This is a genomic window from Streptomyces sp. NPDC001732, assembly GCF_053596315.1.
Window position 1 is genome coordinate 15,300 of the sequence record NZ_JBSFFY010000006.1, and the last position, 24,289, is coordinate 39,588.

The following is a 24,289-nucleotide window of genomic DNA, read 5'->3' on the forward strand; positions in this document are numbered from 1 at the left end:
TACCGGGGCCGACGAGCCGCGTCCCCCGGGCGGGCGCGCCGGTCGGCGGGCCCGGTCTCAGGCCCGGCCGCGGCCGGTTCTGCGCAGCCGGTCCCGCTCCTTCTCGGAGAGCCCGCCCCACACCCCGAAACGTTCGTCGTTGGCGAGGGCGTACTCCAGGCACTCCAGCCGTCCCTCGCAGGCGTTGCAGAGCTGCTTGGCCTCACGGGTGGAGCTGCCGGGGGCGGGGAAGAAGAACTCGGGTCCCGCCTGGGCGCACAGCGCTGTCTCCTGCCAGGCGAGTGCGGTGTCGGCCGCGGTGTTGATCAGCATGGGTCCACCGTGCCCGGTCGCGATAAACAACCGATCAACGCCTCATCAATGCGGCGCGCCGATGTCTTCCGGCCGACTCCACGACGCCTGTCCGGCCCGTTTTTGCCGCACCTTCGGCTCGGGCGTCAGTCTGCCACCGGGCCACCCCGTGCGCGCAACCCCGCCACTCCGTGCACGAGGGCGGCGAGGCGTCCGGTACCGGACGGCGCGGGTCGTGCCCACTTCGCCCCGGCGGTCCGGGCCGCGCCGGCCGTGGTCACGGACGGGCGCACCGACCGGTTCCCGGCGCGGGCCCGCTGCTGCGCCCGCACTCCGAAGGTGCTGTTGCTCTTCCCCGACGGAACGCCGCCCGCCCGCCTCCCGGGCCGTCTGCCCTGTCAGTGCCGCGTGGCACGATATGAACCGGCCGGGGCGGGTGCCGGGCAGGACGGCGGCCGGGCCGCGCGGACAGAGGGACGTACATGACAGAGGCCGGAGGCGTGCCCACGGGGAGGGCCGCCCGGGAGCTGCTGACGCGGGCCGGGCAGCTGCTGGAGACCGCACGCGCCGTGCTCGCCGACCACGCCCGTGCCGTGGACGCCGTGCGCGCCGCGCTGAATCCGCTGCTCGACTCCCTCGTCGGCCGGGAGCTCGCCGCCATCCCCGTCTCCCGGCTCAGGGACGTCACCGAGGGCAGGCTGCGGATCGGCGCGATCGAGCAGGCCGGGCTCACCACCGTCGGCCAGGTCCACGGGGCGAACCGCTACGAGCTGCGCCAGATCCCCGGGGTCGGGGCGCAGACCGCCGACCAGGCGCTGGCCGCCGCCGGACAGATCGCCCACGCGGTGCGGGACACGGTCACGGTCCGGATGGACGTGGACGCACCGGACGAGGCCACGACCGCACTCGTCACCGCGTTGCACCGGCTGGTCGAGGCCGGCCCCGAGGTCCGCCGGGCGGTGGACGCGGCGGGCCGGCTCGTCGGGCGTCTGGAACCCCTGCTGGCCGAGGCGGCGCCGGCCCGGGGGCGGCTGCGCATGCTGTTCACCCGGCAGCAGGCCCGCTCCCGGGTCCTGGAAGCCGTCGGCGGGGTGCGGGAGGCCGTCGAGGAGGCGGCCGAGCTCGGGCTCGTGCCGCTGTTCGGACAGGTCTCGGTCGATCTGCTGCGGGACGCGGGGCCGGACCTCGCGGCGTGGGTGGACTTCGAGCTGCGGTCCGCCGAGTACTACAGCCTGATCGCCGAGCTTTCGGGCAGCGGGCCCGACCGGGACGCGGCCGAGGGGTTCCTCCCCTCCGCGATAGCGGACCGGGTGCGCGACCTGCGGCTGGACGACGCCCGGCTGCGGGTCTCCCTGCGCGGCTACCAGTCGTTCGGCGCCCGGTTCGCGCTCGCGCAGAAGCGGGTGATCATCGGCGACGAGATGGGGCTGGGCAAGACCGTCCAGGCCATCGCCGCGCTCGCGCACCTCTCGGCGCGGGGCGAGACGCACTTCCTGGTGGTCTGCCCGGCGAGCGTGCTGATCAACTGGGCGCGTGAGGTCCGGGCCCGTTCGACCCTGCGCACGCTTCCGGTGCACGGCCCCGAGCGGCAGGGCGCCTTCGACGAGTGGCGCCGCACCGGCGGGGTCGCGCTCACCACGTTCGACGCCCTGCACACCCTGCCGGCCGCCCGGGACTGCGGCATACGGCCCGGAATGCTGGTGGTCGACGAGGCCCACTACGTCAAGAATCCCGAGACCCGCCGCTCCCGGGCAGTCTCCGGCTGGACGCAACGCACCGACCGGGTGCTGTTCCTGACCGGTACGCCCATGGAGAACCGCGTCGAGGAGTTCCGCAGCCTCGTCCGCCACCTCCAGCCCGAACTGGCGCCCTCGATCCACACCACCCACGGAGCCGCCGGCTCGCTAGCGTTCCGCAGGGCGGTCGCCCCGGCCTATCTGCGGCGCAACCAGGAGGACGTGCTGACCGAACTCCCGGCGGTGGTGCAGGTCGACGAGTGGGAGGAGTTCAGCCCGGACGACCTCGCCGCCTACCGCGAGGCCGTGGGCGCCGGGCAGTTCATGCGGATGCGCCGGGCCGCGTACGCCCGGCCCGCCACGTCGGCGAAGCTGAACCGGCTGCGCGAGCTGGTGGCCGAGGCCGCCGACAACGGGCTCAAGGTGGTGGTGTTCTCATACTTCCGCGAAGTGCTCCTCACCGTCGAACAGGCCCTGGATTCCCGGGTGTTCGGCCCGTTGGCGGGGAACGTCCCGGCCGCCCGGCGGCAGGGGCTGATCGACGACTTCGCCGCCGTGGACGGCCATGCCGTTCTGCTGAGCCAGATCCAGGCGGGCGGGGTCGGGCTGAACATGCAGTCGGCGTCGGTCGTCATCCTCTGCGAACCGCAGATCAAACCGACCATGGAGCATCAGGCGGTGGCCCGTGCCCACCGGATGGGACAGATACGGACCGTCCGGGTGCACCGGCTCCTCGCGACCGACAGCGTGGACGAGCGGATGCTGGACATCCTGGCCCGCAAGGAGCGACTGTTCGACATGTACGCCCGGCGCAGCGACGTCGCCGAGACGACGCCGGACGCCGTGGACGTGTCGGACGGCTCGCTGGCCCGGCGCATCGTCGAGGAGGAGCAACTGCGCCTGGCCGCCGAGGCGCCCGGAATGGTGCCGGAGAGCTGACCGTGCCGGGCCCGCGGGGGCACACGGGGGTGACCGGCCGTCCGTGCGACCGCGCCCCTCCCGGGCACCCGACTGTGCCCCGGCGCACCTCGTGCTCCGGCCCGTCCGGCGGGTATCCACGAGGGAGCAGCCCCTGCCTACCGAAACGGTCCGCCATGCGCCCACACGATTCCGCCAAGGCCCACGACACGGGCCGCCGCGCCACCGCACCCGCCCGCAGGGCCGACGTGGACGGTCCCGGCCCGGCCGTCGTGTCCCCCCGGTCGCTCCTCGACCTCCAGAGCACCGTCGGAAACGCCGAAGTGGTCCGCATGCTCCAGCGGGCGGACCGCTCCCTCGCCGAGCCCACCGATCCCGCCGATCCCTCGGTACAGCGTTCCGCCGTCCACGACGTGCTGCGCTCCGGCGGCCGTCCCCTGGACGAGGCGACCCGCACCGACATGGAGGCCCGGTTCGGTGCCGACTTCTCCGATGTGCGCATCCACACCGACCGGGCCGCCCGCGCGTCGGCCGCCGAGGTCGGCGCCCGCGCCTACACCTCCGGCAACCACGTGGTCATCGGCCACGGCGGCGCGGACAGACACACCCTCGCCCATGAACTGACCCATGTCGTCCAGCAGCGCCACGGCCCGGTCGCGGGCACGGACCACGGCAACGGGCTGCGCGTCAGTGACCCCTCCGACCGTTTCGAGCGTGAGGCGGAGGCGAACGCTCGCCGGATCGTGTCGGGTGCCGCTCCCCGGCCGACCGGCAGTGCCGACGGTCCGCCCCCGCACGGGGTCTCCCCGGTCCAGCGGATCATGCGCCTGACCGACCACGACAGGCGCGTCTACAAGGACACCAACGACGAGACCCCCGACTACGCCTATCTCTATCACCTGCGGTCCCTGCCCCTGTTCGTCGAGCACGGTGCCGTCGACCGGTTCCGGCAGGCGGCCTCGCAAGCTCCGAACACCCCTCCGGCCGGGCACCTTCCGGCGCTGGGAAACGTGTTCTTCTACGACTCCGCCTCCAACGCGCTCACCCGCGTCGACCTGGACATGGACCTCTCGGACAGAGAGCGCAGGGGGCTCGCGAACTTCGTCAGCAGGAACGGCCCGGCCATCTGGCGGACCGGCGGCGGTTCCCGCCTCCCGGAGCCGGACGGCGTCCTCATCGCGACCGGCACCCCCTCGCTGAACGACGCCCTCCTGCTTCTCGGCATCCCCGTCGAGGAGCACGGGCAGTACGCGAAGGTCGAGTTCCACCGCATCAAGAACCCCCGCCAGTTCCGGATCGCGGCCGACGGACTCCGCGAGGAGACCGGCAACACCCACACGTACGAGAGCCCGGACGGCAACCGTGCGGTCTTCTACGCCTCGCGGGTGACGCAGGAGCGGACGCCCACCCACCGGATCCGCATGGGCGCGCGGAGCATGGGGGACGACGAGTTCTTCGGTCTGGACCCGAACAGCGAAACGGGACGGCAGATCAGAGCCACCTTCGAATCCCTTCCCGCACCGACCCGGGACACGGGTTGGGTCCCCGGGACGGAAATCCGGGCCGTGGGCCGCGGATCGGGCCAGGACGCAGCCATGGGGAACTGGAACGCGCTCGCGGCCGCCGCCTGTGCCAACCACTTCCGCGGAGAGCGGCTGCCCATGGACCAGAACTGGGAATGGCTGCACGTGCGGGGCGCGCAGCTCGGCGGCGCGACCGCGGGCGGGAATCTCGTGCCGGGTCTCTACGCGGCCAACTCGGCCATGATCCCGTGGGAGAACATGATCCTCCAGTGGGCCTCGCACGACCCCGCACGGTTCTGGGCGAGGTTCGTCGCCGATCCCGTCCCGAACACCCCCTTCGCAAGGAGCATCAGTCTTTTCATCAGGGCGACGGACCACGCTCAACTGGGGACGGTGGAAGGGCAGATCGGCACCTTCCACCCGCTGCACGGAAAGGTGGTCGACAAACTGGCCGGCGAGTTCATCAAGCGCAACGCCGACAGGACGTTCTCGGCGTAGCGTCGCGCCCGACCACCCCGCCGGCCTCCCTTCCGCACGCCGCGCCCCGCACCTCGCACACAGTCGTCGAGCGCCCGGTGCGGCCGGCCGTGCGTTGCGTGGGGGGGCGGGGGTTCCGGGTCCGGCGCGTTCACCCCCCGCCGCCCTTGCCTGCCTCGTCGCTCTCGTCGTGCCGGGCCCGGCTCGGCTGAACCCGTTTCGGTTCGCCCGGCATCTTCGGGTAGTCGGGCGGGTACGGCAGATCGCCGAGTCCGCGCTCCCGCTCGTCCCGGTCCGCCAGTTCCAGCAGCCCGTCGAGCCGGAAGGCGTGGTCGTCCAGGTCCGCGTGGACGTCACCCGCCTCGGCGTAGCGTCCGGGCATGGTCCGGATGTCGAAGTCGCGCGGTTCGGCGTCGTCGAGCTCCTCCCAGCGCAGCGGGGCGGAGACCGGGGCGTGGGGACGGGCGCGTACGGAGTAGGCGGAGGCGATCGTGCGGTCGCGGGCGGCCTGGTTGAAGTCGACGAAGATCCGCTCGCCGCGTTCCTCCTTCCACCAGGCGGTGGTCACCCGGTCCGGCATCCGGCGTTCCAGTTCGCGTCCGGCGGCGATGGTGGCGCGCCGGACCTCGGTGAAGGTCCACTGCGGCTCGACGGGGACGAGGACGTGGATGCCCCGGCCACCGGAGGTCTTGGGCCAGCCGCGCAGACCGTGGTCGTCGAGCACGGACCGCAGTCCGTGGGCGGCCCGCACGGCGTCGGCGTAGTCCGTTCCCGGCTGCGGGTCGAGGTCGATGCGCAGTTCGTCCGGGTGGTCGGTGTCGGTGCCGCGGACCGGCCAGGGGTGGAAGGTGAGCGTGCCGAGGTTGGCCGCCCAGATGACGGCGGCGAGCCCGGTGGGGCGGATCTCGTCGGCGGGACGGCCGCTCGGGAAGGTGATCCTGGCGGTGGGGATCCAGTCGGGGAGGTTCTTCGGGGCCCGTTTCTGGTAGAAGGACTCGCCGTCGACGCCGTCCACGAAGCGCTGGAGGGTGGTCGGCCGGTCGCGCAGGGCGCGGGTGATGCCGGGGCCCACGGCCAGGAAGTACTCGGCCACGTCCCGCTTCGTGTAGCCCTTCTCCGGAAAGTAGACCTTGTCGGGGTTGGAGAGCCGTACGGCCCGTCCTTCCGCCTCCAGCTCCACCGCTTTCGCCGCTGCACCCATGCCGGTCACGGTAGGCCGGTCCCGTCCGGGCCGCATATCGGGAGAATCATGCGAATTTCTGAGTGAGAATTCGGTCATGGACCTTCCGGTGATGCCTCCTGTGAAGCCGATGCTCGCCACGTCCGTGTCGAAGATCCCGCCGGGCATGCAGTACGAGGCCAAGTGGGACGGCTTCCGCGCGATCGTGCACCGGGACGGCGACGAGGTGGTGATCGGCAGCCGCACCGGCAAGCCGCTCACCCGCTACTTCCCCGAGCTGGTCGCCGCCGTCCGGGACAATCTGCCGCCGCGCTGTGTGGTCGACGGCGAGATCGTGATCGTGCACGAGGGGCGGCTCGACTTCGACCGGCTCGGCGAGCGCCTCCACCCCGCCGCTTCCCGGGTGCGGCTGCTCGCCGAGCAAACCCCGGCCGACCTGGTCGTCTTCGACGTCCTGGCGCTGGGGGACGACTCGCTGCTCGCCACCTCGCAGTCCGACCGCCGCACCGCCCTGGAGGAGGCCCTGGCCGATGCCGCGCCTCCGGTCCACCTGGCCCCGGCGACCACGGACCCGGAGGTCGCCCGGCAGTGGTTCGAACGGTACGAGGGCGCGGGACTCGACGGTGTGGTGGCCAAGCCGCTCGACCTGCCGTACCGGCCCGACGCCCGGGTGATGTACAAGGTCAAGCACGAGCGGACCGCCGACTGCGTGGTGGCGGGGTACCGCTTCCACAAGAGCGGTCCGGTCGTCGGCTCGCTGCTGCTCGGCCTGTACGACCCCGAGGGGGTGCTGCAGCACGTCGGGGTCTGCTCGGCCTTCCCGATGCGGCGCCGCGAGGAGCTGGTCGCCGAACTGGAGCCGCTGCGCGTCGGTTTCCCGGACCACCCGTGGGCGGCCTGGGCCGACGCGCGGGCGCACGAGAGCGCCCGGCTGCCCGGGGCGCAGAACCGCTGGTCCGGGAAGAAGGACCAGTCGTGGGTGGCGCTGCGCCCGGAGCGGGTCTGCGAGGTGGCGTACGACCACATGGAGGGCGACCGGTTCCGGCACACCGCCCGATTCCGCCGGTGGCGGCCGGACCGCACCCCCGGCGGCTGCACGTACGCGCAGCTGGAAGAGGTGGTGCGGTACGACCTGGCCGAGGTGCTGTCAGCCGGCTGACGGCGGGTCGGAGGGGGTGGCGCACGGGTCCTCGCTCGTTCCCGGGTCGGGCGTCGGCGACTCGGTGCCGCCGGCCGGGTCGGTCGGGTCCGGGCTCGGCGAGTCGGTGGGGCAGCCGGGTGCAGAATCCGAGGGGCTGGGGTCGGGGCTCGTGCCGGGGCCGGGGGAGGCCGGACCGCTGTCGGTCGGGTCGGGCGACGGGCTGCCCGGCTCGGTCGGATCCGGGGAACCGGTCGGCTCCGGGGAACCGGTGGGCGACCCGGAGGGGTTCGGGCCGGTGGTCGGGGACGGGGACGGGCCGGGCGATCCGCCGGGCTGCGGGCCCACGACGATGCCGCCGCCCGTGCCGGGGCCTCCGACCGGGTGCTTCGGCTCGTTGGGGCCGCCCGCGCCGGGGCTCTTCGGGACGGTGCCCTTGCCGTCGGCCACCGGGTGGACGCCCTTGCGGTAGAACTCCAGCCAGGACAGCACGGTGCGCAGGTAGGTGTCCGAGTGGTTGTAGCTGAGGATCGCCCGGTCCAGATCGGCCTTCACCGACAGGTCGCGGGGACCGGCGCAGAGGTAGTACCCGGCGGCGAGGGCGGCGTCGAAGATGTTGTGGGGATCGCGGCGGCCGTCGCCGTTCCCGTCCCTGCCCCAGTGCGCCCAGGTGGAGGGGATGAACTGCATCGGGCCGACCGCCCGGTCGTAGGTCCGGTCGCCGTCGTACGCGCCGCCGTCGGTGTCCTCGATGCGGGCGAATCCGGCGCCGTCGAGCACCGGGCCGAGGATCGGGGTGGTCGTCGTGCCGTGGGCGTCGACGCGGCCCCCGCCCGCCTGGCCGGACTCGACCTTGCCGATCGCCGCGAGCAGTTGCCAGGGCAGACGGCATCCGGGGTCGGTCCGTCCGAGTGCGCCCTCCGCCTTGCGGTAGGCGGCGAGGACGGTGGCCGGGATGCCCGCCTCGGCCCAGGAGAGGGTGGCTTCCGGGCTCCGCTTCTCCCCGGCCCTCGGCGGCTCGGGCGAGCGCAGCGGGGGCAGTTCGGTGTGGTACGAGTCGTCGTTGGGGACGTGCGACCACTTGACCTCGTCGGCCTCCCGGCGCTCCTTCGCGGTCCGTTCGTGGCCGACGAGTGCCGGGGCCTGGGACGCGGTGAGCGCGGCCATCGCCGCGACGGCGACCGCCGTGCCGCTGAGTCCGCGGCGCATCGTGCCGTTGAACCTCATGCGTGCTCCCCTCTCCCCCGGATCACCGGGTGAACGTGTCGATGGCGGAGATCCGCCAGGTGTCGCCGCGCCGGACGGCGTCCACGGCGAACATGGCCGCCGCGTAGGTGGTCTCCTCGGCCTTGCCGGTACGGGTGTTGCTCTGGTCGGCGTAGATCAGCAGCCGGGCCCGGTCGCCGTTCAGGCGTTCCACTCCGCTGTCGGTGACGGTCGTGGTCAGCACGAGCTTCTGCTTCTGCCCCTGGGCGCGTACCTGGGCGAGCATGTCCCGGTGCTGCTGAACCGCCTTGCCGGTCAGGTAACTCTTCACCGCCTGCTCGGACTTGGCGGGCGAGGCGTAGTTGTACGAGAACACCGCGCCGACGGCCTCGGAGATCTGGCCCTTCACCTCGCTGGTGCGGCCGATGTCGGTGAGGGCGGTGTTCTGCCGGGCCGGGTCGTCGCGCAGCTCGTCGGCCGAGGCGAACGCCCAGGCGGCACAGGCCCCGAGGAGCACGGTGAGGACGCCGAGCACGGCCGGCAGCCGGATGCGGATACGGGGCGTCCGCCCGCGCTTCGGCTCCTTCTCCTTCCCCTCCGCCACCTTCTCGTCGTCGGTGTCGTCGGTGTCGTCCGTGACCTCGTCGTCGGTGGTGGCGTCCGGCCCGTCCGGGGGCTGCGCGGGCCCGTCCCCGGACGGGCCCGGGGCCTCCGGTCCGTGCTGCGGGGCGAGGGTGGCAGTGGCGGCGCGTTCCGCGGCGACGGTGGCCAGGCGGCGTCGGCGGTTGACGAGGTGACGGGTCGTCGACATCTACGGGGGTCCTCTCGGTGGCGGGGTGGGAGTCGGTCGCGTCGGGCTCTCAGTCGGCCGTGTTTCCGACGGGCGCCTGGCCGAGGGCGCTGAGCTTCCACCCCTCGGCGGTGCGGGTGAGCTGTCCGAGCATCCGGCTCTCCTTCACCGCGGGCTTGCCCTCGGGTGCGGTCACGGTGACCCGCAGCGCCACCATGACTCCGGCCCTGCCCGCCCGGTCGTCGAGTTCGGTGACCGCCCCGGACAGGATCTGGGCGGTGCTGACCGTCTTCGCCTCCCGGATCTGCTTCACGAACGCGTCCCGCCCGTCGACGAGTTGCCGGTGCAGGTCGCCGGTGGTGGAGTCGGCCCAGCTGTCGAGGCCCTTCTCCAGCCTGCGGTGGTCGAGCGTGTTCATGTTCTGCACGGCCTGTTCGCCCGCGGCCAGTACGTCGTCGCGGGTCTGCGCGTACGCCGCCGATTCGTCGTGCGCGGCCTCGTACCGGGACACCCCGCCCCAGACCGCCGCGCCGGCGGCCGCGACCGTCAGCACGATCGCCGCCGCCACCAGCGGGTTCGCCGTCGTCCGTGTCCGTGCCATCGTTCCCTCTCCCTGCCGGCCGTTCCGTGCCCGGTCGTGCGCGTGCGGATCTGTCATCTGGCGGTGATCTCGACGACGGTCCACCGGCCGTCCCGCAGCCGGGCCGTGACGGACAGCTGTGCCGCCGCCGTGGTGGCCCGCCTGCCCTCGCGCTCGTAGACCTGGTCGAGGAAGACGAGCAGGTGGGCGCTGTCGTCCGTCAGCCGGGTCACCCCGGCGCGCACGACATGGGTGGTGAGCGTCAGCTTCTGGTCGGCGGCCTGCTTCTCGACCTGGCCGAAGAGCGCCGCGTACTGCTGGAGCGCCTTGCCCGCCAGGAGTTGCTTCGCCGACTCCTTGGTGACTGCGGTGGCCTGCGGGCTGTACGAGAAGACCTTGCCCAGCGCGTTGCTGACGTCGCCCGCGACCCGGGTGGTCGCCTCGCTGTCGGTCAGCGCGCGGTTCGACGTGGCGGGGGTGTCGCGCAGCTGTCTGCCCTCGACGAAGAGCGCGCCGCCCGTCACGAGCAGTGCGACCACCAGGACGGCCGCCACGACACGTGGCCAGGACCGGCCCGGCCCCGGCCGCTCCGGCGGATCCTCCCGGGCAGTCGTGCCGGGCTCCGCGAGCTCCTCGGCGTCCTGCGTGTCCACGTCCGTGCTCACGACCGCCGTCCCTCCCCGTTCCCTCATGCGCCGCCCCCGGCCGCGATCGCCGTGAGCGCCTTGACCTTCCAGCCGTCCGGGGTCCGGGCGAGCGTGGCCTCGAAGCGCTTGCGTTCGGTTCCGCCCTTCCCGGTGCGCGGGGTGACCTCGACGTCGACGGTCGCGATCATCTCCGCCGTGCCGGTGCGCTCGTCGAGTGCGGTGAGCGCCGCGTCGGTGACCTTCCCGCGGGCGGTGGCACCGGCCTTGGCCAGTGCCTCGGCGTCCTTGCTCCGGGTACGCGCCAGCTGGTCGTGGAGCGGTCCGGTCGAGGAGTCGAGCCAGGCCCCGAGGCCGGCGTCCACGCTCCCGGCGTCCTTGCCGTCGAGGCTGTTCAGCAGGGCGAGGCGGTTCTTCCCCTCGGCCAGTGCGGCGTCCCGGCTCTTCGCGTACGCCAGGTCGTCGTCACCGCGGGCCCGTGCGTACGACCAGCCGCCGAGGGCGCAGATCAGCGCGGCCACGAGCAGCACCGCCCAGCCGCCCAGGGTCTTCGTGCGCGCGGTCATTCGCCGCTCCCCCCTCCGAGTCCGAGCAGTCCGGCCATGCCGTCGGCGGCCGGTGCGGGGTCCGCGGCGACGCCGAGCGCTCCCGGCAGCCGGTCCGTCGTGCCGTGTCCCAGCAGCATCGAGCCGGGCCGGGCGGGCTCGGGCACGGGTCCGCCCTTCGGGGCGTTCGCGCTGCCGCGCACGTTGATGCCGGTGCCGGGCGAGGAGGCGCAGCGGGCCTTGGTGTTGACGGGCGGGCCGGGCGTGGTGTCCAGGCCGTTGCGGTAGACGGTGCCGCCGTATCCGGCGGTGCAGGGCAGCGGTTCGAAGAAGGTGACCGACATACCGAACCGGGCGCCGTCCCCGTCGATCGCGCTGGCTCCCGCAGCCGCCACCGCGGGCAGTTTCACCAGGAGTTCCTCCATGCCGCGCTGCCGGGTGACGGCCACCTCGGAGGTGGTGAGGAGGTTGGCGACGACGACGCCGAAGCTCGGGTCGATGTCCCGCAGCAGTCCGCTCGTCTGTCCGGCGGCGCCGGGGGCGGCCGCGATCAGTTTGCGCAGGTCGGTGTCGGAGTCCTTGAGCTGTGCGGCGAGTTCCTTGGCGCCGGAGGCGAAGCCCTTGAGCGCTTCGCCCTGTTCGGCCTGGGTGCGCAGCACCGTGCGGGCGTCGGCCATCAGCCGGGTGTTGGTCGGCAGCGCGTCGTCGGCCGCCCGGACGAAGTCGCTCCCGCTGTCCAGCAGGACCTGGAGGTCGTCGCCGCGGCCCTCGAACGCGGTGCCGAACTCGTCGACGACGGTACGCAGGGACTCCAGGTCGACGGAGCCCGCCAGCTCGTCGACGCTGGTGAGGACGTCGGTTACGGGGGCGGGGACGGTGGTGTCGGCCTGGTCGATGATGGAGCCGTTCGCCAGGTAGGGGCCCTCGGTGCGGGTGGGCCGCAGGTCGATGTACTGCTCGCCGACCGCGGAGAGGCTGGCGACGACGGCCTTGAGGCCGTCCGGGATCTTCGGGGCGTCCTTCTCGATGCGCAGCTCGGCCTCCACCCCCTCGTCGGTGAGTCCGATCGGTCCGACCCGGCCCACCGAGACGCCCCGGTAGGTGACGTTGGAGTGGGTGTACAGCCCTCCGGTGCGCGGGAGTTGGACCTTGACGGTGTAGTAGCTGCGCAGGCCGACGTAGTGCCCGAGGTCGGCGTACCGGACCCCGAGGTAGCCGAGGACGAGCACTGCGATGACGAGGAAGGAGATGTTCTTGAGCCGGATGGCGAGGGTGATCATCGGCTGCTCCCCTTCGTGCCCGTCGTCGGTACCGCGGGAAGGGGCAGCGGCAGTGCCGTGCCGGTCCCGATCTGCGGAGTGGCCGGGGGCACGAGCGACGGGATGATCTGCGTGCCGGGCACGGCCGTCACATCCAGGTAGACGTTGAGGTAGTCGCCCTTCACCCCGCGCAGCACCTCGTCCGTGAACGGATAGGTGAACAGCACCTGGAGGGAGTCGGGCAGGTCCTTGCCGGAATCCGCGAGCGCCTTGAGGGTCGGGGCGATGGCCTTGAGGTCGGCGATCATGTCGGCCTTGCTCTTGTCGATCGTGTCGACGGCGACGGTGGAGAGCGTGTCGAGCGAGCGCAGCATGGTGAGGAGCGAGCCGCGCTGCTTCTCCAGGACCTTCATGCCGGGAGTGAGTCCGGTGAGGACCGTGCCGACGTCCCGTTTGCGGGTGGCGAGGGTGGTGGTGAGCCGGTTCACCCCGTCGAGTGCGTCGGTGATGTCCTCCTTGTGCTCGTCCAGGTTCGTGACGAGGGTGTCGACCCGGCCGAGCATGGAACGAACCTGGGGTTCGCGCCCGGCGAGCGCCTTGTTCAGTTCGGTGGTGATGGTCTTGAGCTGGTTGACGCCGCCGCCGTTGAGGAGCATCGACAGGGCGCCGAAGACCTCTTCGACCTCGGGATTCCGGTTGGTCCGGGTCAGCGGGATGCGGTCCCCGTCGGCGAGCCTGCCCCGAGCGGTGCCGCGTGCGGGGGCGGCGAGCTGGATGTACTTCTCCCCGAGGAGGCTGGACTGTTCCAGGTGGGCGTAGGCGTTGGCGGGCAGTTCGACCTCGCCGTTGACGCGCATGGTGACCTTGGCGTTCCAGCTGCCCGAGCCGAGGGAGACCTTGGTGACGCGGCCCACGGCGACGTCGTTGACCTTCACGGATGCCTGCGGGGCGAGGCTGAGCACGTCCGCGAATTCCGCGGTGATCTCGTAGGGGTGGTCGCCGAGGTCGGCGCCGCCGGGGAGCGGCACCTGGTCGAGGCCGGTGAACGCGGGCAGGCCGGAGCCGGTGACGAGCAGGGTCAGGCCGACGCCCACGGCCAGCAGTGCGGCGATGCCGGTCGTGCGGGCTCCGGGTCTGCGCAGGACACGGCTCATCGGTTCGCCCCCTTCTTGTCCGTGGCGGTCCTTGCCGGGGTGCCGTAGACGGTGCCGACGGCCGGGAGCGGCAGGGTGGGCAGCGCCTTGCGGCGGGCGGTGTCCACCGGGGTGAGGCCGGCGAGCGCGGCGGCCTCGGTGAGCGGTCCGCCCATGGAGAGTTCGTTGAGGTTGGTGCGGCCGTTGAGGGTGCGGTTCGCCGGGTCGTAGGCGTTGAGGACGTTGTCCGCGGCGAGCGGCAGCGTGTCGAGGGACTCGGCGAGCGAGGCGCGCTGGTCGACCAGGGTCTGGGTGAGCGGCACCAGTGCGTCCACGTTCGCCTTCAGGGCGCCGCGGTTCTTCTGGATGAAGCCCTTGACCTGTCCCAGCGCGGTGCCCAGTTCTTTCAGCGCCGCGCCGAGGTTCTCCTTGTCGTCGGCGAGGAATCCGGTGACCGTGTTGAGCTGCTGTTCGGCGGCGCGCACATTGCCGTCGTTCTCCTTCAGCATGGTGGTGAAGGTCTGCAGGTAGGAGAGCGTGTCGAAGAGGTTTCCGCTGCTCTTGTCGAGGGTTTTGGCGGCCTTGCCGAACTGCTCGATGGAGTCCCCGATGGCCTTTCCGTTGCCGTCGAGGTTCCTGGCCCCGGTGTCGAGGAGTCCGGAGAGCTCCCCGTTCGCGTTGGCTCCTTCCGGGCCGAGGGCCTTGGAGAGCTCGGTGATGGAGTCGTAGAGCTGGTCCACCTCGACGGGGGTGGCGTTCTTCGCGGCCGGCAGCACGGCGTCGTCCTCGATCAGCGGTCCCCCGTCGTAGGCGGGGGCGAGCTGGACGTAGCGGTCGGCGACGAGGCTGGGGGCGACGACCACGGCGTGCGCCTCCTTGGGGACCTTGACGCCCTTGTCGACCCGCAGGGTGACCTCGACCTCCTTCCCCCGGGGCGTGACCGATTCGACCCGGCCGACCCGGACGCCGAGGATCCGCAGGTCCGATCCGGCGTACACGCCGGTGGTCCGGTCGAAGTAGGCGGTGATGGTCGTCGTTCCCTCGTCGTCCATGGCCATCACTCCGCCGGTGACCGCGACGGCCACCACGACGAGTCCGGCGCCCATGCCGACGATGCGCTTCATCTTCATGTCAGCGGCCGCCTCGCTGCTCGGGTGGCATGCATCCGGTCGCCGGGGGTGTGCCGGCGGGCAGGTAGTCCTTCGGGACGAGTCCGCAGACGTAGTTGTCGAACCAGCGGCCGCTGCCGAGGGTGTTGCCGACGAGCCGGTTGTACGAACCGGCGAGCGAGAGCACCTTGTCGAGGCTCTTGCGGTTCTTCACCAGGACCGCGGTGACCCGGCCGAGCGAGTCCAGGGTGGGCTTCAGCTGCTTGTCGTTGTCCTTGACGAGGCCGGTGATCTGGGTGCCGAGGTTGCGGGTGCCGGTGAGCAGCAGGTGGATGGAGTCGCGGCGGGCCCGGATCTCGCCGAGGAGCAGGTTGCCGTCCTCCAGCAGGGTTTCGAAGCTGCTCTTCTTGGTGGCGAGGGTCTTGGTGAGCTGCTTGCTGCCCTTGAGGAGGGTGGCGAGCTGGGCGTCGCGTTCGGAGACGGTCTTCGAGAGGGCGGAGAGGCCCTCGGCGGCGCTCTTCACGTCCGGCGGGGAGTCCTTGAAGGTGGCGGAGATCGTCTCGAAGCTCTTGGCGAGCTGGTCGGTGTCGATCTCCCCGATGGTCTCGCCGAGTCCGTCGAACGCCTGGGTGACGTCGTACGGGGAGGTGGTGCGGCTCGCCGTGATGCGTTCGTCCGGGTCCTGCGGGGCGTCGCCCAGCGGGTCGACGGCGAGGTACTTCTCGCCCAGCAGCGTCTTGATGGCGATGGCGACGGTGGAGGAGTTGCCGATCCAGACGTCCTCGACCCGGAAGCCGACCTTCACCTTGGAGCCGGCCAGCGATACGCCGGTGACCTCGCCGACCTTCACGCCGGCGACCCGCACCTCGTCGCCCTCCTCCAGTCCGGCGGACTCGGTGAAGTCGGCACTGTAGGTGGTGCCGCCGCCGAGGAAGGGCAGCGAGTCGGCGCGGTAGGCGCCCAGGGCGACGAGCGCGAGGACGACCAGTCCCACCACGGCGACGGCGACGGGACTGCGTTCCCGTACGGGTTTGATTCTCATGCCAGGCACCTCGGCTGTGTGATCGCGATGCCGGTGGGCGGTGCGCTGCCGTCCTCGGTCGTCACTCCGCCGACCCTGGCCTCGCAGAGGTAGAGGTTGAGCCACGAGCCGTACGAGGCGAGCCGGCTGATCGCCGTCATCTTGGCCGGGGTCTTCTTCAGGAAGTTCTCGATCTGCGGAGTGCCCTCGACCAACCGGTCGGAGAGGCGGCCGAGTTCCTCGATGTCCTTCTTCAGCGGCTTGCGGCCGTCCTCGAAGAGGTCCGCGGTGACGGTGGTGAGCGCGCCCATGGCGGTGACCGCCTCGCCCAGCGGTTTGCGGTCGCCGGAGAAGCCGGTGACGAGTTTCTGCAGGGTGACGACGAGGTCGTTGAATCCGGCCTCGCGGTCGTTGACGGTCTTCAGGACCGTGTTGAGGTTCTTGATCACCTCTCCGATCACCTTGTCCTTGGCGGCGACCGTGCCGGTCAGCGAGCCGACGTGGGAGAGGATGCTGTCGACGGTGCCGCCCTCGCCCTGGAGCACCTGGACGATGGAGCCGGCCAGTTGGTTGACGTCCGGCGGGGAGAGCCCTTCGAACAGGGGCCGGAAGCCGTTGAAGAGCTGGGTGAGGTCGAGTGCCGGGGTGGTGCGGGAGAGCGGGATGGTCGCTCCGGCGGCGAAGCTCTCGCCGACCGGCCCGGCTCCCTGGTCGAGGTCGATGTACCGCTGGCCGACCATGTTGAGGTACTTGATCGACGCGGTGACCGAGGCGGGGAGCCTGCGTCCCTTGCGGACGGCGAAGCCGACCTCGGCGAGCCTCTTGTCGGCCACCTCGATGGACTCGACCTGGCCGACCTTGACCCCGGCGATCCGGACGCTGTCGCCGACGATCAGTCCGGTGACATCGGTGAACCGGGCCTTGTACGTGGTGGTTTCGCCGACTCCGGTGTTGGCGATGGACAGCGCCAGCACGGTGGTGGCGAGCACGGTCACCAGGATGAAGACGATCGATTTCACCAGCGGACCGGCGAGGGAACGGCGCTTCACTTGAGCTTCACCTCCGCACCGCGGAAGGCCGGACCGATGAGCACGCTGCTCCAGTCGGGCAGGGTCTGCGGCTGGACTTTCAGTGAGGGAGCGACCAACTCGTTGACGAGCCGGCTCTCCTGCGGGGAGTTGGGCATGCCGAGGGCGGGGCCCCGGCCGGGCGGCGCGGCCGCGGCCGGTTCGTCACCGTGCGCGGCGCCGTCCCGCCCGGCCGCCTGCGCCGTGCGGGCGTCCGCGGTCGGTACGTTCCTGCCGACGTACGGCACGGAGTAGCAGTGCGGTCCACCGGTGGCGTCGTAGACCGGGGTGTCCCTGCCCGGCACGTACTTGCCCCGGGACTTCACCGGCTTGACCGAGACGTGGAGTCCGGGCCGGTCGGTGCCCTTGCCGAGCGCCTTGTCCATGGCCGGGACGAAACCGGCCATGGTCCGCAGGGTGCAGGGGAATTCGTCCGAGTACCGGGCGAGCAGTTCCAGCGTCGGCCTGCTGGTGGCGGAGAGCCGGATCAGGTTGTCCTTGTTCTCGCGGAGGAAGGAGGTGATGTCCTGAGCGGAGGCGGTGGTGGACCCGTACAGGTCGGCGAGCTGCGCCTGTTGTTCGGCGATGGTGCCGCTGGTGGTGGTGAAGTCGGTGAGCGCGTCGAGGATGTCGGGGGCGGCGTCCCCGTACACCTTGCTCACCTTGACGAGTTCCTTGATGTCGGCGTTGAGGGTGGGGAGCTGGGGGTTGAACTTCGCCAGGTGGGCGTCGAGCGTGACGAGTGTGTCGCCGAGCTTCTCGCCGCGTCCTTCGAGGGCCCGGGAGACCGCGCCGAGGGTGGAGGCGAGCTTCTCCGGCTTCACGGCGGTCAGCAGCGGCAGGACGTCGTCGAGGACCTCCTCCAGCTCGATGGCGTTCTTCGAACGGTCCTGCGGGATGACTGCCCCGGCCCGCAGCGTCCGCGTGGACGGTGTCGCGGGCGGTACGAGTGCCACGAACCGTTCGCCGAAGAGCGTGGTGGGCAGCATCTGGGCGGTGACGTCGGCCGGTATCCGGTCCAGTTCGTCGGGGTCGATGGCGAGGGTGAGCCGGGCGCCGTCGCCGTCGGCCGCGATGCCGCGGACCTGTCCGACGACGACGCCGCGCAGTTTCACGTCGGCGTTGTGGTGCATCTCGTTGCCGACGCTGCCGGTGCGTACGGTCACGGTGGCGTCGTCGGTGAAGTCCTTCCGGTACACCGAGACCGAGACCCATACGAGCACGGCGGGCACCAGGAGGAAGGCGACTCCGGCGAGCCGGCGGCGGGCGGTCTGCGCGCGTCGGGAGTTCATCAGCCTGCCACCTTCACCGTCGTCGTGGCGCCCCAGATGGCGAGGGAGAGGAAGAAGTCGGTGACGCTGATGAGCACGATGGCATTGCGCACCGAACGGCCGACCGCCACCCCCACCCCGGCGGGCCCGCCCTGGGCGTGGAAGCCGTAGTAGCAGTGGGCGAGGATCACCATGACGCTGAAGATCAGCACCTTGAGCACGGACAGCAGCACGTCGTCCGGGGAGAGGAAGAGATCGAAGTAGTGGTCGTACGTGCCCGCGGACTGTCCGTTGAACAGGATCGTGATGTAGCGGGAGGCGAGGTACGAGGAGAGCAGCCCGATCGCGTACAGCGGGACGATCGCGACGACCCCGGCGATGATCCGGGTGGAGACGAGGTACGGCATGGACCGCACCCCCATCGACTCCAGGGCGTCGACCTCCTCGTTGATCCGCATGGCGCCGAGCTGGGCGGTGAAGCCGGCGCCCACGGTCGCGGAGAGCGCGAGGCCGGCGACGAGGGGGGCGATCTCGCGGGTGTTGAAGTAGGCGGAGACGAAGCCGGTGAAGGCGGAGGTGCCGATCTGGTTGAGGGCCGCGTATCCCTGGAGGCCGACGACGGTGCCGGTGAAGAGGGTCATCGCGACCATCACGCCGATGGTGCCGCCGATGACCCCGAGGCCGCCACTGCCGAAGGCCACTTCGGCCAGCAGTCGCTGGACCTCGCGCAGATAGCGGCGCAGGGTGCGCGGTATCCAGATCAACGCCCGGACGTAGAAGGTGAGTTGTTCACCGGATCGGTCGAGCCAGCTGAGCATCGACATCGGTCAGCTCCCCTTCGCGGGGACGATCTGGAGGTAGATCGCCGTGAGGACCGTGTTCACGAAGAACAGCAGCATGAAGGTGATGACGACGGACTGGTTGACCGCGTCGCCGACGCCCTTGGGGCCGCCGCGCGGGTTGAGTCCGCGGTAGGCGGCGACGATGCCCGCGATGAAGCCGAAGATGAGCGCCTTGACCTCGCTGATGTACAGGTCGGGGAGCTGGGCGAGGGCGGAGAAGCTGGCCAGGTAGGCGCCGGGGGTGCCGTGCTGGAGGATCACGTTGAAGAAGTAGCCGCCGAGCGTGCCGACGACCGAGACCAGGCCGTTCAGCAGGACGGCCACCAGCATGGTGGCGAGGACGCGCGGGACGACCAGGCGCTGGACGGGCGAGACGCCCATGACCTCCATCGCGTCGAGTTCCTCGCGGATCTTCCGGGATCCGAGGTCGGCGCAGATGGCCGAGCCCGCCGCGCCGGAGATCAGCAGCGCCACGATGATCGGGCTGGCCTGCTGGATCACGGCGAGGACGCTGGCGCCGCCGGTGAACGACTGGGCGCCGAGCTGCTGGGTCAGCGAGCCGACCTGGAGGGCGATGACCGCGCCGAACGGGATGGAGACGAGTGCCGCGGGCAGGATGGTGACGCTGGCGACGAACCAGAACTGTTCGACGAACTCCCGCAGCTGGAAGGGCCTTCGGAACATCTCCCGGCTCACGGTCGCGGCGAGGGAGAAGAGCTTCCCGGTCTCGCGCAGCGGGGCGAGCAGCCGGGTCGGCTGTTTCTGTTCCGGTGTCTTTTGCGTCTCCCGGTTCCCCGCGCCGTCCGTGCCGTCCGCGCCGGACGGGGGCGGTTCGGGGGGCAGTACCGGCATGGGGGCCGTCACGGGTTCCCACCGCCCGCGGCCGGGGCGTAGCTCTTCATGATGGCGGTACGGGCGGCCTCGGGCAGCCGGCCCATCATCGACAGGACCCGTTCCCGGCGGCGCAGGGCGGCCTGGCGTACGGGCATGCCGGGCGACGGCTCCAGTTGCGGCACCACGGTGCGCGGGGCGTTGGCGGAGCTGATGCCGACCCCGTAACCGTTGACCTCCTCGGCGGCGAGGGTGGCGGCGTCCTTCTCCTCGGCCATCCCGATGGGGCCCTCGCGGCGTCCGGCGAGGAACTGGGAGACGACAGGCACGTCGCTGGTGAGCAGTACCTCGCGCGGTCCGAAGGTGACGAGGTTGCGGCGGAACAGCATGCCCATGTTGTCCGGGACGGTGGCCGCGATGTCGAGGTTGTGGGTGACGATGAGCATCGTCGCGTCGATCTGCGCGTTGAGGTCGATGAGCAGTTGGGAGATGTACGCGGTGCGGACCGGGTCGAGTCCGGAGTCCGGCTCGTCGCAGAGGATGATCTGCGGATCCAGGACGAGGGCACGGGCCAGGCCGGCCCGCTTGCGCATGCCGCCGGATATCTCGCCCGGCAGTTTGTTCTCGGCGCCGAGGAGTCCGACGATGTCGATGCGCTCCATGACGATCCGGCGGATTTCCGATTCCTTCTTGCGGGTGTGCTCGCGCAGCGGGAAGGCGATGTTGTCGAAGAGCGACATCGAGCCGAAGAGGGCGCCGTCCTGGAACATGAGCCCGAAGAGCTTGCGGGTCTCCATGATTTCGCGTTCCGGACTGTTCACCATGTCGACGCCATTGATGAGGACGCGCCCCTGCTCGGGCTTCAGCAGACCGATGATGGATTTCAGGAAGACGGTCTTTCCGGTGCCGGAAGGCCCGAGCATCACGCTCACCTCACCGGCGGGCAGCGTGAGGGTGACGTCCTGCCAGATGTTCTGCTTGCCGAAGGACTTCGTCAGGCCCTCGACGACTACTTCGATTCCCATCGGCCCTCCTTCGAAGTTTCTGTGAAAGAAGTCATCTGTCAGCGCTCCGGCTCCGGTAAATCCAATGGCGGCTCGTCACACATGCACCAGGGGGCGCACGCTATGTCCGTCGAAACCGCCAGGACAAGCCGTTGAACAGCGGAAATCGACGAATCTGAGATGCAGCACGGGTCACTTGTCAACAAGTGACAAAGCCGTAGGGCGGCTTTGTCGAAACATGCGCAAGCTTTCCGGCCGGAAGGCCGGGTTCCGACGGTCGGCGGGGCCGGATCGACCGGGGCCCCCGAGGTGCCGAACGAGCAGTCACGGATGGTTTTCCCGCTGCTCAACCGGGACGCTACGGCTCGGTAACCTGCCTCCGCAATAGCGGTTCCTGAACTTTTTGCGCAACGACCGGCGTTCTCGTTGTTTTTGTTGCCGGGTGAGCATTCGATTCCATTCCCTTGTCGAGAAGTGAGTCGTTCCGACCCGTGGCACGGAGATCTCATGAGCCCCCACAGACGTCCGCCCCGCCCGGCAGCACCATCCGGACAGGGCGGACGAGGAGAGGAACGGTAAATTCCTCAGCCGATCGTGACCCCATGGGCGGCCCGGTACTCGACCCGGTCCCCGAGGTTGAACAATCCGGCGCAATTGGTGGCGTCCGAACGGCGAGCCCCGTCCCGTCGTTCACCGAGACCTCATCGGTCACGGTGCTGAATACGACGTTTCTCACCGATCCGGTGATCGAGCCCGTGCGGGGGCCGAGCAGCGTTTCCATGCTGAACCGCACCCTGAAGCTCGAGATGCTCCCGGTGATCACACCCCCGACGAGCTCTCCGCACTGAACGTCAGGGGACCGGGCTGCTCGACCTCGGCGGTGGAGGCGAACGCCCCCGCCCACTCCCCCCATGTCACCGGCCCGATGCCGTGGTCCGTGCCCGAAACAGTGCTCCGGCCGCAGGAGCTCTCCTGGGCGCTACCGACATCGCGGAACTCGGCCGGTGTTCCGGGGGCGGGAGCCGCCGTCCGGGCCCCGGCGACCGGCACCGGAGCCGGCGAGGCGGAGGCCGCGGGCACGGCCACTGCCACCACCGCGGCGCCTGCCGTGGCCACACACATGATTCGTCCGGACAGAAGTCCCATCGGCCCCCTCCCGGCCCTGGCTACTTCGCCGCTCCCGCGTGCCAGCTCTCCGCCAGCAGCCGGCCGGCATCGGGGGCCGACGCTCCCGGCAGCGCCAGGCCCACCGTGTAGGTGGCGGCATTGTTGAGCGTCAGGCTGTTCTTGCCGGAGGCCGAGGGAAGGCCCGTCTTCAGGTTGACCGCCCAGTTCAGCTCGCCGAGGGTCAGCGGTCCGCAGCCGCTCACGCCGGGCACCGCGAAGGCCGCGTCCCCCTGCGCGTTGCCGGTCAGCTCGATCCGGTTGAGGAAGCCCGCGCTGTTCGCCGTGCCGTCGGCGTCGAAGCGGCGGCTGCCGATGGCGGGCTGGGTGAGGTTGCGCGGGCTCAGCACGATCGGGTTGGAGGCGGTGCCGATGTAGCACTTCGAGCCCAGGAAGGGGTTCTCCAGGTGGATGCGGACCGGGATGTCCACGATCGTCTTCCCGCTCTGCATGCCGGCCGTCAGGTCGAAGTTCGTGGGCGTGCCCACCGACTGCACCGTGGCGACGACCCGGTTGAGGCTGTTGTCCGTCAGCTGCCTGCAGATGTCCGAGACGACCGGGATGCCGCTCGGGCACATCAGGCCGAGGAGTCCGCCGGGGATCTCCGTCGGAGCCCCCACGATCGATCCGCCCACGGCCGGCACGACCTTGGAGGCACCGGTCGCCGTGTTGCGGATGATGCCGAACTGCAGGTCGTTGGCGCCGGTCGTCGCCTCGGTGTTGCCGAGCTTGATGGAGCCGCTCTCGGAGTGCGAGGACACACACATCGCGATGTCGTTCACACCGTCCGCGGCCAGCATGGCAGGGTCGTCGACCGGACAGCGGCTGAACGGCGCCCAGTTGCCGTTCATCCCCTGGGCGGAGGCGGCACTCGCGGCCGAGGTGCTCAGCGGGATCACCACGGCGACGGCCAGCAACGCACCGACAAGAGCGGGTCTGACTCGCTTCGGGGCAGCACTCATTGATCGTCCAGCCTTTCTGAGGGAAGAAGTGAGGGGGTGTGCGCGTTCAGCGTTCGGGCTTGGGCCTCGGAGGCTCCGGGCAGTGCGCCGGCGCGCCGTCCACGCAGAGCGGGCCCTGCATCATCCTGGTGTAGTTCGCCGGTCCGGAGACCGCGGCGGTGAACACGTTGTCCAGGTCCTCGGTCGCTCCGCAGCCGGTGAACGGAGGGACGTCGGCGGACCCGAGGAGCGGCCCGCCGGACTTGACGGTGTAGCCCTCATCCGGCCCCGCACCGGTGGAGCCCTTGCCGACGAGGGCGAGCTCCATCGACCGGGCCGTGCGGCAGTTCGGCCCCACGTCGAGGGGTGTGCCGTTCACCGACACGTCGTACAGCCGCAGGCTCACCTGGGCCGTCGCCGTCGTGGATTCCTTCCTGCGGCCGGTCACCGGGTCCGGCGCCCCGTCGTTGAACGTGTCGATGTAGACGGGACCGGTGAGCGACATCTCGACGGTGGCCGTCGTCGGCATGAATCCGAAGGTCAGGAAGGTCGACCGGGCGGGTGGCATCTGGGGCTTGCCCCGGTAGTCCATCGTGCCTTCGCTGTGGACCCAGGTCAGCGAGCCGGTGGGGCAGCTGTAGACCGCGAGCATCGAATTGAGCTGGAGCAACAGGTGGGCCGGGTCCCGGAATTTCGTGGCGGCCTTCTGCTTGTTCACATTGGCGTAGCCGGCCATGTAGCCGTGCGCCGCTCTGGGCGGCGCCGTGATCGGACCGTAGAGGATCTTGCAGCCGGGGAGGTCCGGCGCCGTGACCTCTTTCGGGTCCGCCGCGACACCGGCGTCCGCGCTCCGGGCATCCTCCTGCGGCGTGGTGCCCGCGTCCGGGCCGTCCGGCGCACCGGGCACGGTGCCGTCGGACGGCACCGGCACCCGCACGGTCCCGAGCTCCGCCGACTGGTCCGCGTCGGCCGTGCAGGACACCGGGACGACGACGGGCTCGGTCGTCCCCCCGCCGGACGACCGGACGACCAGGTCCAGTTGCAGCTTGCCCGCCGCGAAGACCATCGCGCCGCCGGACCGGGGGGTCACGGTGGGCACCGCCCCGCTCGCCTCGACGTCCGTGTCCCGGTCCGCGACGACGGCCGACTCCGGAATCTCCAGGGCCTGCCACCTCACGTCCGTCGACACGCCGTTCTGCGTGACCGTCGTCTGCAGGCTCGCCGCCCCGGACAGCACGGGAGATTCTCCCTCGGCCAGTTCGCCCAGCAGCTCCGGCGCGAGCGCCAGGCCGATCCGCACCTGTTCCGGCTGGACCGCGACGCCCACCGGGGAGCTCACCGGCAGCTCCACGGAGACGGTCACGTCCGCCCCGTGCTCGCCCGATGCCGTTGTGCAGGAATACCCGAGCCGGGTCTCCACCACATGGGTCCCCTCGGCGACACCCGTACCCGGCATGAGCCCTGCCAACAGGGCCATCCCGCCGACGGCACCGACCTGGCCCCATCGCCGGGAACGGATCGACTTCATTCTCATCTCGGCAACCTGCCGTTGTCTCGGAGCTGACTGGTCGTCTGCGGAGGAACTCACGGCCCCTCGCGGTCAGTGGCTCATGTGGAAG

At 70.9% G+C, this 24,289-nt stretch carries 22 protein-coding genes; 4 read left to right on the top strand and 18 right to left on the bottom strand.

All coding sequences use genetic code 11. From position 1 onward, the window contains the following. Positions 1–57 precede the first annotated feature (57 nt). Entirely contained in the window at positions 58–312 is a 255-nt protein-coding gene (locus tag ACWCXX_RS09025) for a WhiB family transcriptional regulator (protein ID WP_451125667.1), read from the bottom strand. A gap of 461 nt (positions 313–773) precedes the next feature. Between ACWCXX_RS09025 and ACWCXX_RS09030 the strand changes: the two genes are divergently transcribed. Beyond that, a complete protein-coding gene (locus ACWCXX_RS09030; RefSeq protein WP_451125668.1) occupies positions 774–2,966 on the top strand; it encodes a DEAD/DEAH box helicase in 2,193 nt (730 codons plus the stop codon). A gap of 155 nt (positions 2,967–3,121) precedes the next feature. Further along, positions 3,122–4,966, top strand: a complete 1,845-nt coding sequence (locus ACWCXX_RS09035) for an eCIS core domain-containing protein (protein WP_451125669.1) — start codon at positions 3,122–3,124, stop codon at positions 4,964–4,966. 130 nt (positions 4,967–5,096) lie between these two features. Here the strand turns inward: ACWCXX_RS09035 and ligD are convergent, their stop codons facing one another. Next, entirely contained in the window at positions 5,097–6,125 is a 1,029-nt protein-coding gene (gene ligD / locus ACWCXX_RS09040; protein ID WP_451125853.1) for a non-homologous end-joining DNA ligase, read from the bottom strand. 97 nt (positions 6,126–6,222) lie between these two features. On the opposite strand from ligD, the gene ACWCXX_RS09045 reads away from it, so the two are divergent. Further along, entirely contained in the window at positions 6,223–7,284 is a 1,062-nt protein-coding gene (locus ACWCXX_RS09045) for an ATP-dependent DNA ligase (protein ID WP_451125670.1), read from the top strand. Here the strand turns inward: ACWCXX_RS09045 and ACWCXX_RS09050 are convergent. Genes ACWCXX_RS09050 through ACWCXX_RS09115 form a run of 14 tightly spaced genes read right to left on the bottom strand, consistent with a single transcriptional unit; the run spans position 7,273 to position 20,586 of the window. Further along, positions 7,273–8,490 carry a lytic murein transglycosylase gene (locus ACWCXX_RS09050; protein WP_451125671.1) on the bottom strand — a complete coding sequence of 406 codons (1,218 nt, stop codon included), beginning with the start codon at positions 8,488–8,490 and terminating at the stop codon, positions 7,273–7,275. The two genes, ACWCXX_RS09045 and ACWCXX_RS09050, sit on opposite strands and share 12 nt — an antisense overlap. A gap of 22 nt (positions 8,491–8,512) precedes the next feature. Further along, on the bottom strand, positions 8,513–9,280 hold the full coding sequence (locus tag ACWCXX_RS09055) for a hypothetical protein (RefSeq protein WP_451125672.1): 768 nt from the start codon (positions 9,278–9,280) through the stop codon (positions 8,513–8,515). Between the two features lie 49 nt (positions 9,281–9,329). Beyond that, a complete protein-coding gene (locus ACWCXX_RS09060) occupies positions 9,330–9,860 on the bottom strand; it encodes a nuclear transport factor 2 family protein (protein ID WP_451125673.1) in 531 nt (176 codons plus the stop codon). Positions 9,861–9,913: 53 nt separating this feature from the next. Beyond that, positions 9,914–10,531, bottom strand: coding sequence for a hypothetical protein (locus ACWCXX_RS09065; protein ID WP_451125674.1), 618 nt, complete (start codon positions 10,529–10,531; stop codon positions 9,914–9,916). Beyond that, entirely contained in the window at positions 10,528–11,049 is a 522-nt protein-coding gene (locus ACWCXX_RS09070; protein ID WP_451125675.1) for a hypothetical protein, read from the bottom strand. Before ACWCXX_RS09070 ends, ACWCXX_RS09065 begins: the two co-directional genes overlap by 4 nt. Next, positions 11,046–12,308: an MCE family protein gene (locus ACWCXX_RS09075; protein WP_451125676.1), complete on the bottom strand. Its 1,263-nt coding sequence runs from the start codon at positions 12,306–12,308 to the stop codon at positions 11,046–11,048. The genes ACWCXX_RS09070 and ACWCXX_RS09075 overlap by 4 nt, the downstream gene beginning before the upstream one ends. Next, positions 12,305–13,441: an MCE family protein gene (locus ACWCXX_RS09080; protein WP_451125677.1), complete on the bottom strand. Its 1,137-nt coding sequence runs from the start codon at positions 13,439–13,441 to the stop codon at positions 12,305–12,307. The genes ACWCXX_RS09075 and ACWCXX_RS09080 overlap by 4 nt, the downstream gene beginning before the upstream one ends. Continuing rightward, positions 13,438–14,550: an MCE family protein gene (locus ACWCXX_RS09085; protein ID WP_451125678.1), complete on the bottom strand. Its 1,113-nt coding sequence runs from the start codon at positions 14,548–14,550 to the stop codon at positions 13,438–13,440. The genes ACWCXX_RS09080 and ACWCXX_RS09085 overlap by 4 nt, the downstream gene beginning before the upstream one ends. A 1-nt stretch (position 14,551) precedes the next feature. Continuing rightward, positions 14,552–15,571 carry an MCE family protein gene (locus tag ACWCXX_RS09090; protein WP_451125679.1) on the bottom strand — a complete coding sequence of 340 codons (1,020 nt, stop codon included), beginning with the start codon at positions 15,569–15,571 and terminating at the stop codon, positions 14,552–14,554. After that, the gene (locus tag ACWCXX_RS09095) at positions 15,568–16,599 is read right to left on the bottom strand and encodes an MCE family protein (RefSeq protein ID WP_451125680.1); all 1,032 of its coding nucleotides are present in this window, start codon (positions 16,597–16,599) and stop codon (positions 15,568–15,570) included. Before ACWCXX_RS09095 ends, ACWCXX_RS09090 begins: the two co-directional genes overlap by 4 nt. Continuing rightward, the gene (locus ACWCXX_RS09100; RefSeq protein ID WP_451125681.1) at positions 16,596–17,909 is read right to left on the bottom strand and encodes an MCE family protein; all 1,314 of its coding nucleotides are present in this window, start codon (positions 17,907–17,909) and stop codon (positions 16,596–16,598) included. Before ACWCXX_RS09100 ends, ACWCXX_RS09095 begins: the two co-directional genes overlap by 4 nt. Then, positions 17,909–18,712 carry an MlaE family ABC transporter permease gene (locus ACWCXX_RS09105; protein WP_451125682.1) on the bottom strand — a complete coding sequence of 268 codons (804 nt, stop codon included), beginning with the start codon at positions 18,710–18,712 and terminating at the stop codon, positions 17,909–17,911. The genes ACWCXX_RS09100 and ACWCXX_RS09105 overlap by 1 nt, the downstream gene beginning before the upstream one ends. 3 nt (positions 18,713–18,715) lie before the next feature. Continuing rightward, positions 18,716–19,594, bottom strand: coding sequence for an MlaE family ABC transporter permease (locus ACWCXX_RS09110; RefSeq protein ID WP_451125683.1), 879 nt, complete (start codon positions 19,592–19,594; stop codon positions 18,716–18,718). Beyond that, positions 19,591–20,586, bottom strand: a complete 996-nt coding sequence (locus tag ACWCXX_RS09115; RefSeq protein ID WP_451125684.1) for an ABC transporter ATP-binding protein — start codon at positions 20,584–20,586, stop codon at positions 19,591–19,593. Before ACWCXX_RS09115 ends, ACWCXX_RS09110 begins: the two co-directional genes overlap by 4 nt. A 581-nt stretch (positions 20,587–21,167) precedes the next feature. On the opposite strand from ACWCXX_RS09115, the gene ACWCXX_RS09120 reads away from it, so the two are divergent. Further along, complete coding sequence (locus tag ACWCXX_RS09120; RefSeq protein WP_451125685.1) at positions 21,168–21,413, top strand: hypothetical protein; 246 nt, start codon at positions 21,168–21,170, stop codon at positions 21,411–21,413. A 318-nt stretch (positions 21,414–21,731) separates the two neighbouring features. On the opposite strand, the gene ACWCXX_RS09125 is transcribed toward ACWCXX_RS09120, so the two are convergent. Beyond that, positions 21,732–22,691, bottom strand: coding sequence for a hypothetical protein (locus ACWCXX_RS09125; protein ID WP_451125686.1), 960 nt, complete (start codon positions 22,689–22,691; stop codon positions 21,732–21,734). A gap of 46 nt (positions 22,692–22,737) precedes the next feature. Continuing rightward, entirely contained in the window at positions 22,738–24,204 is a 1,467-nt protein-coding gene (locus tag ACWCXX_RS09130; protein ID WP_451125687.1) for a DUF6801 domain-containing protein, read from the bottom strand. Between the last annotated feature and the right edge of the window lie 85 nt (positions 24,205–24,289).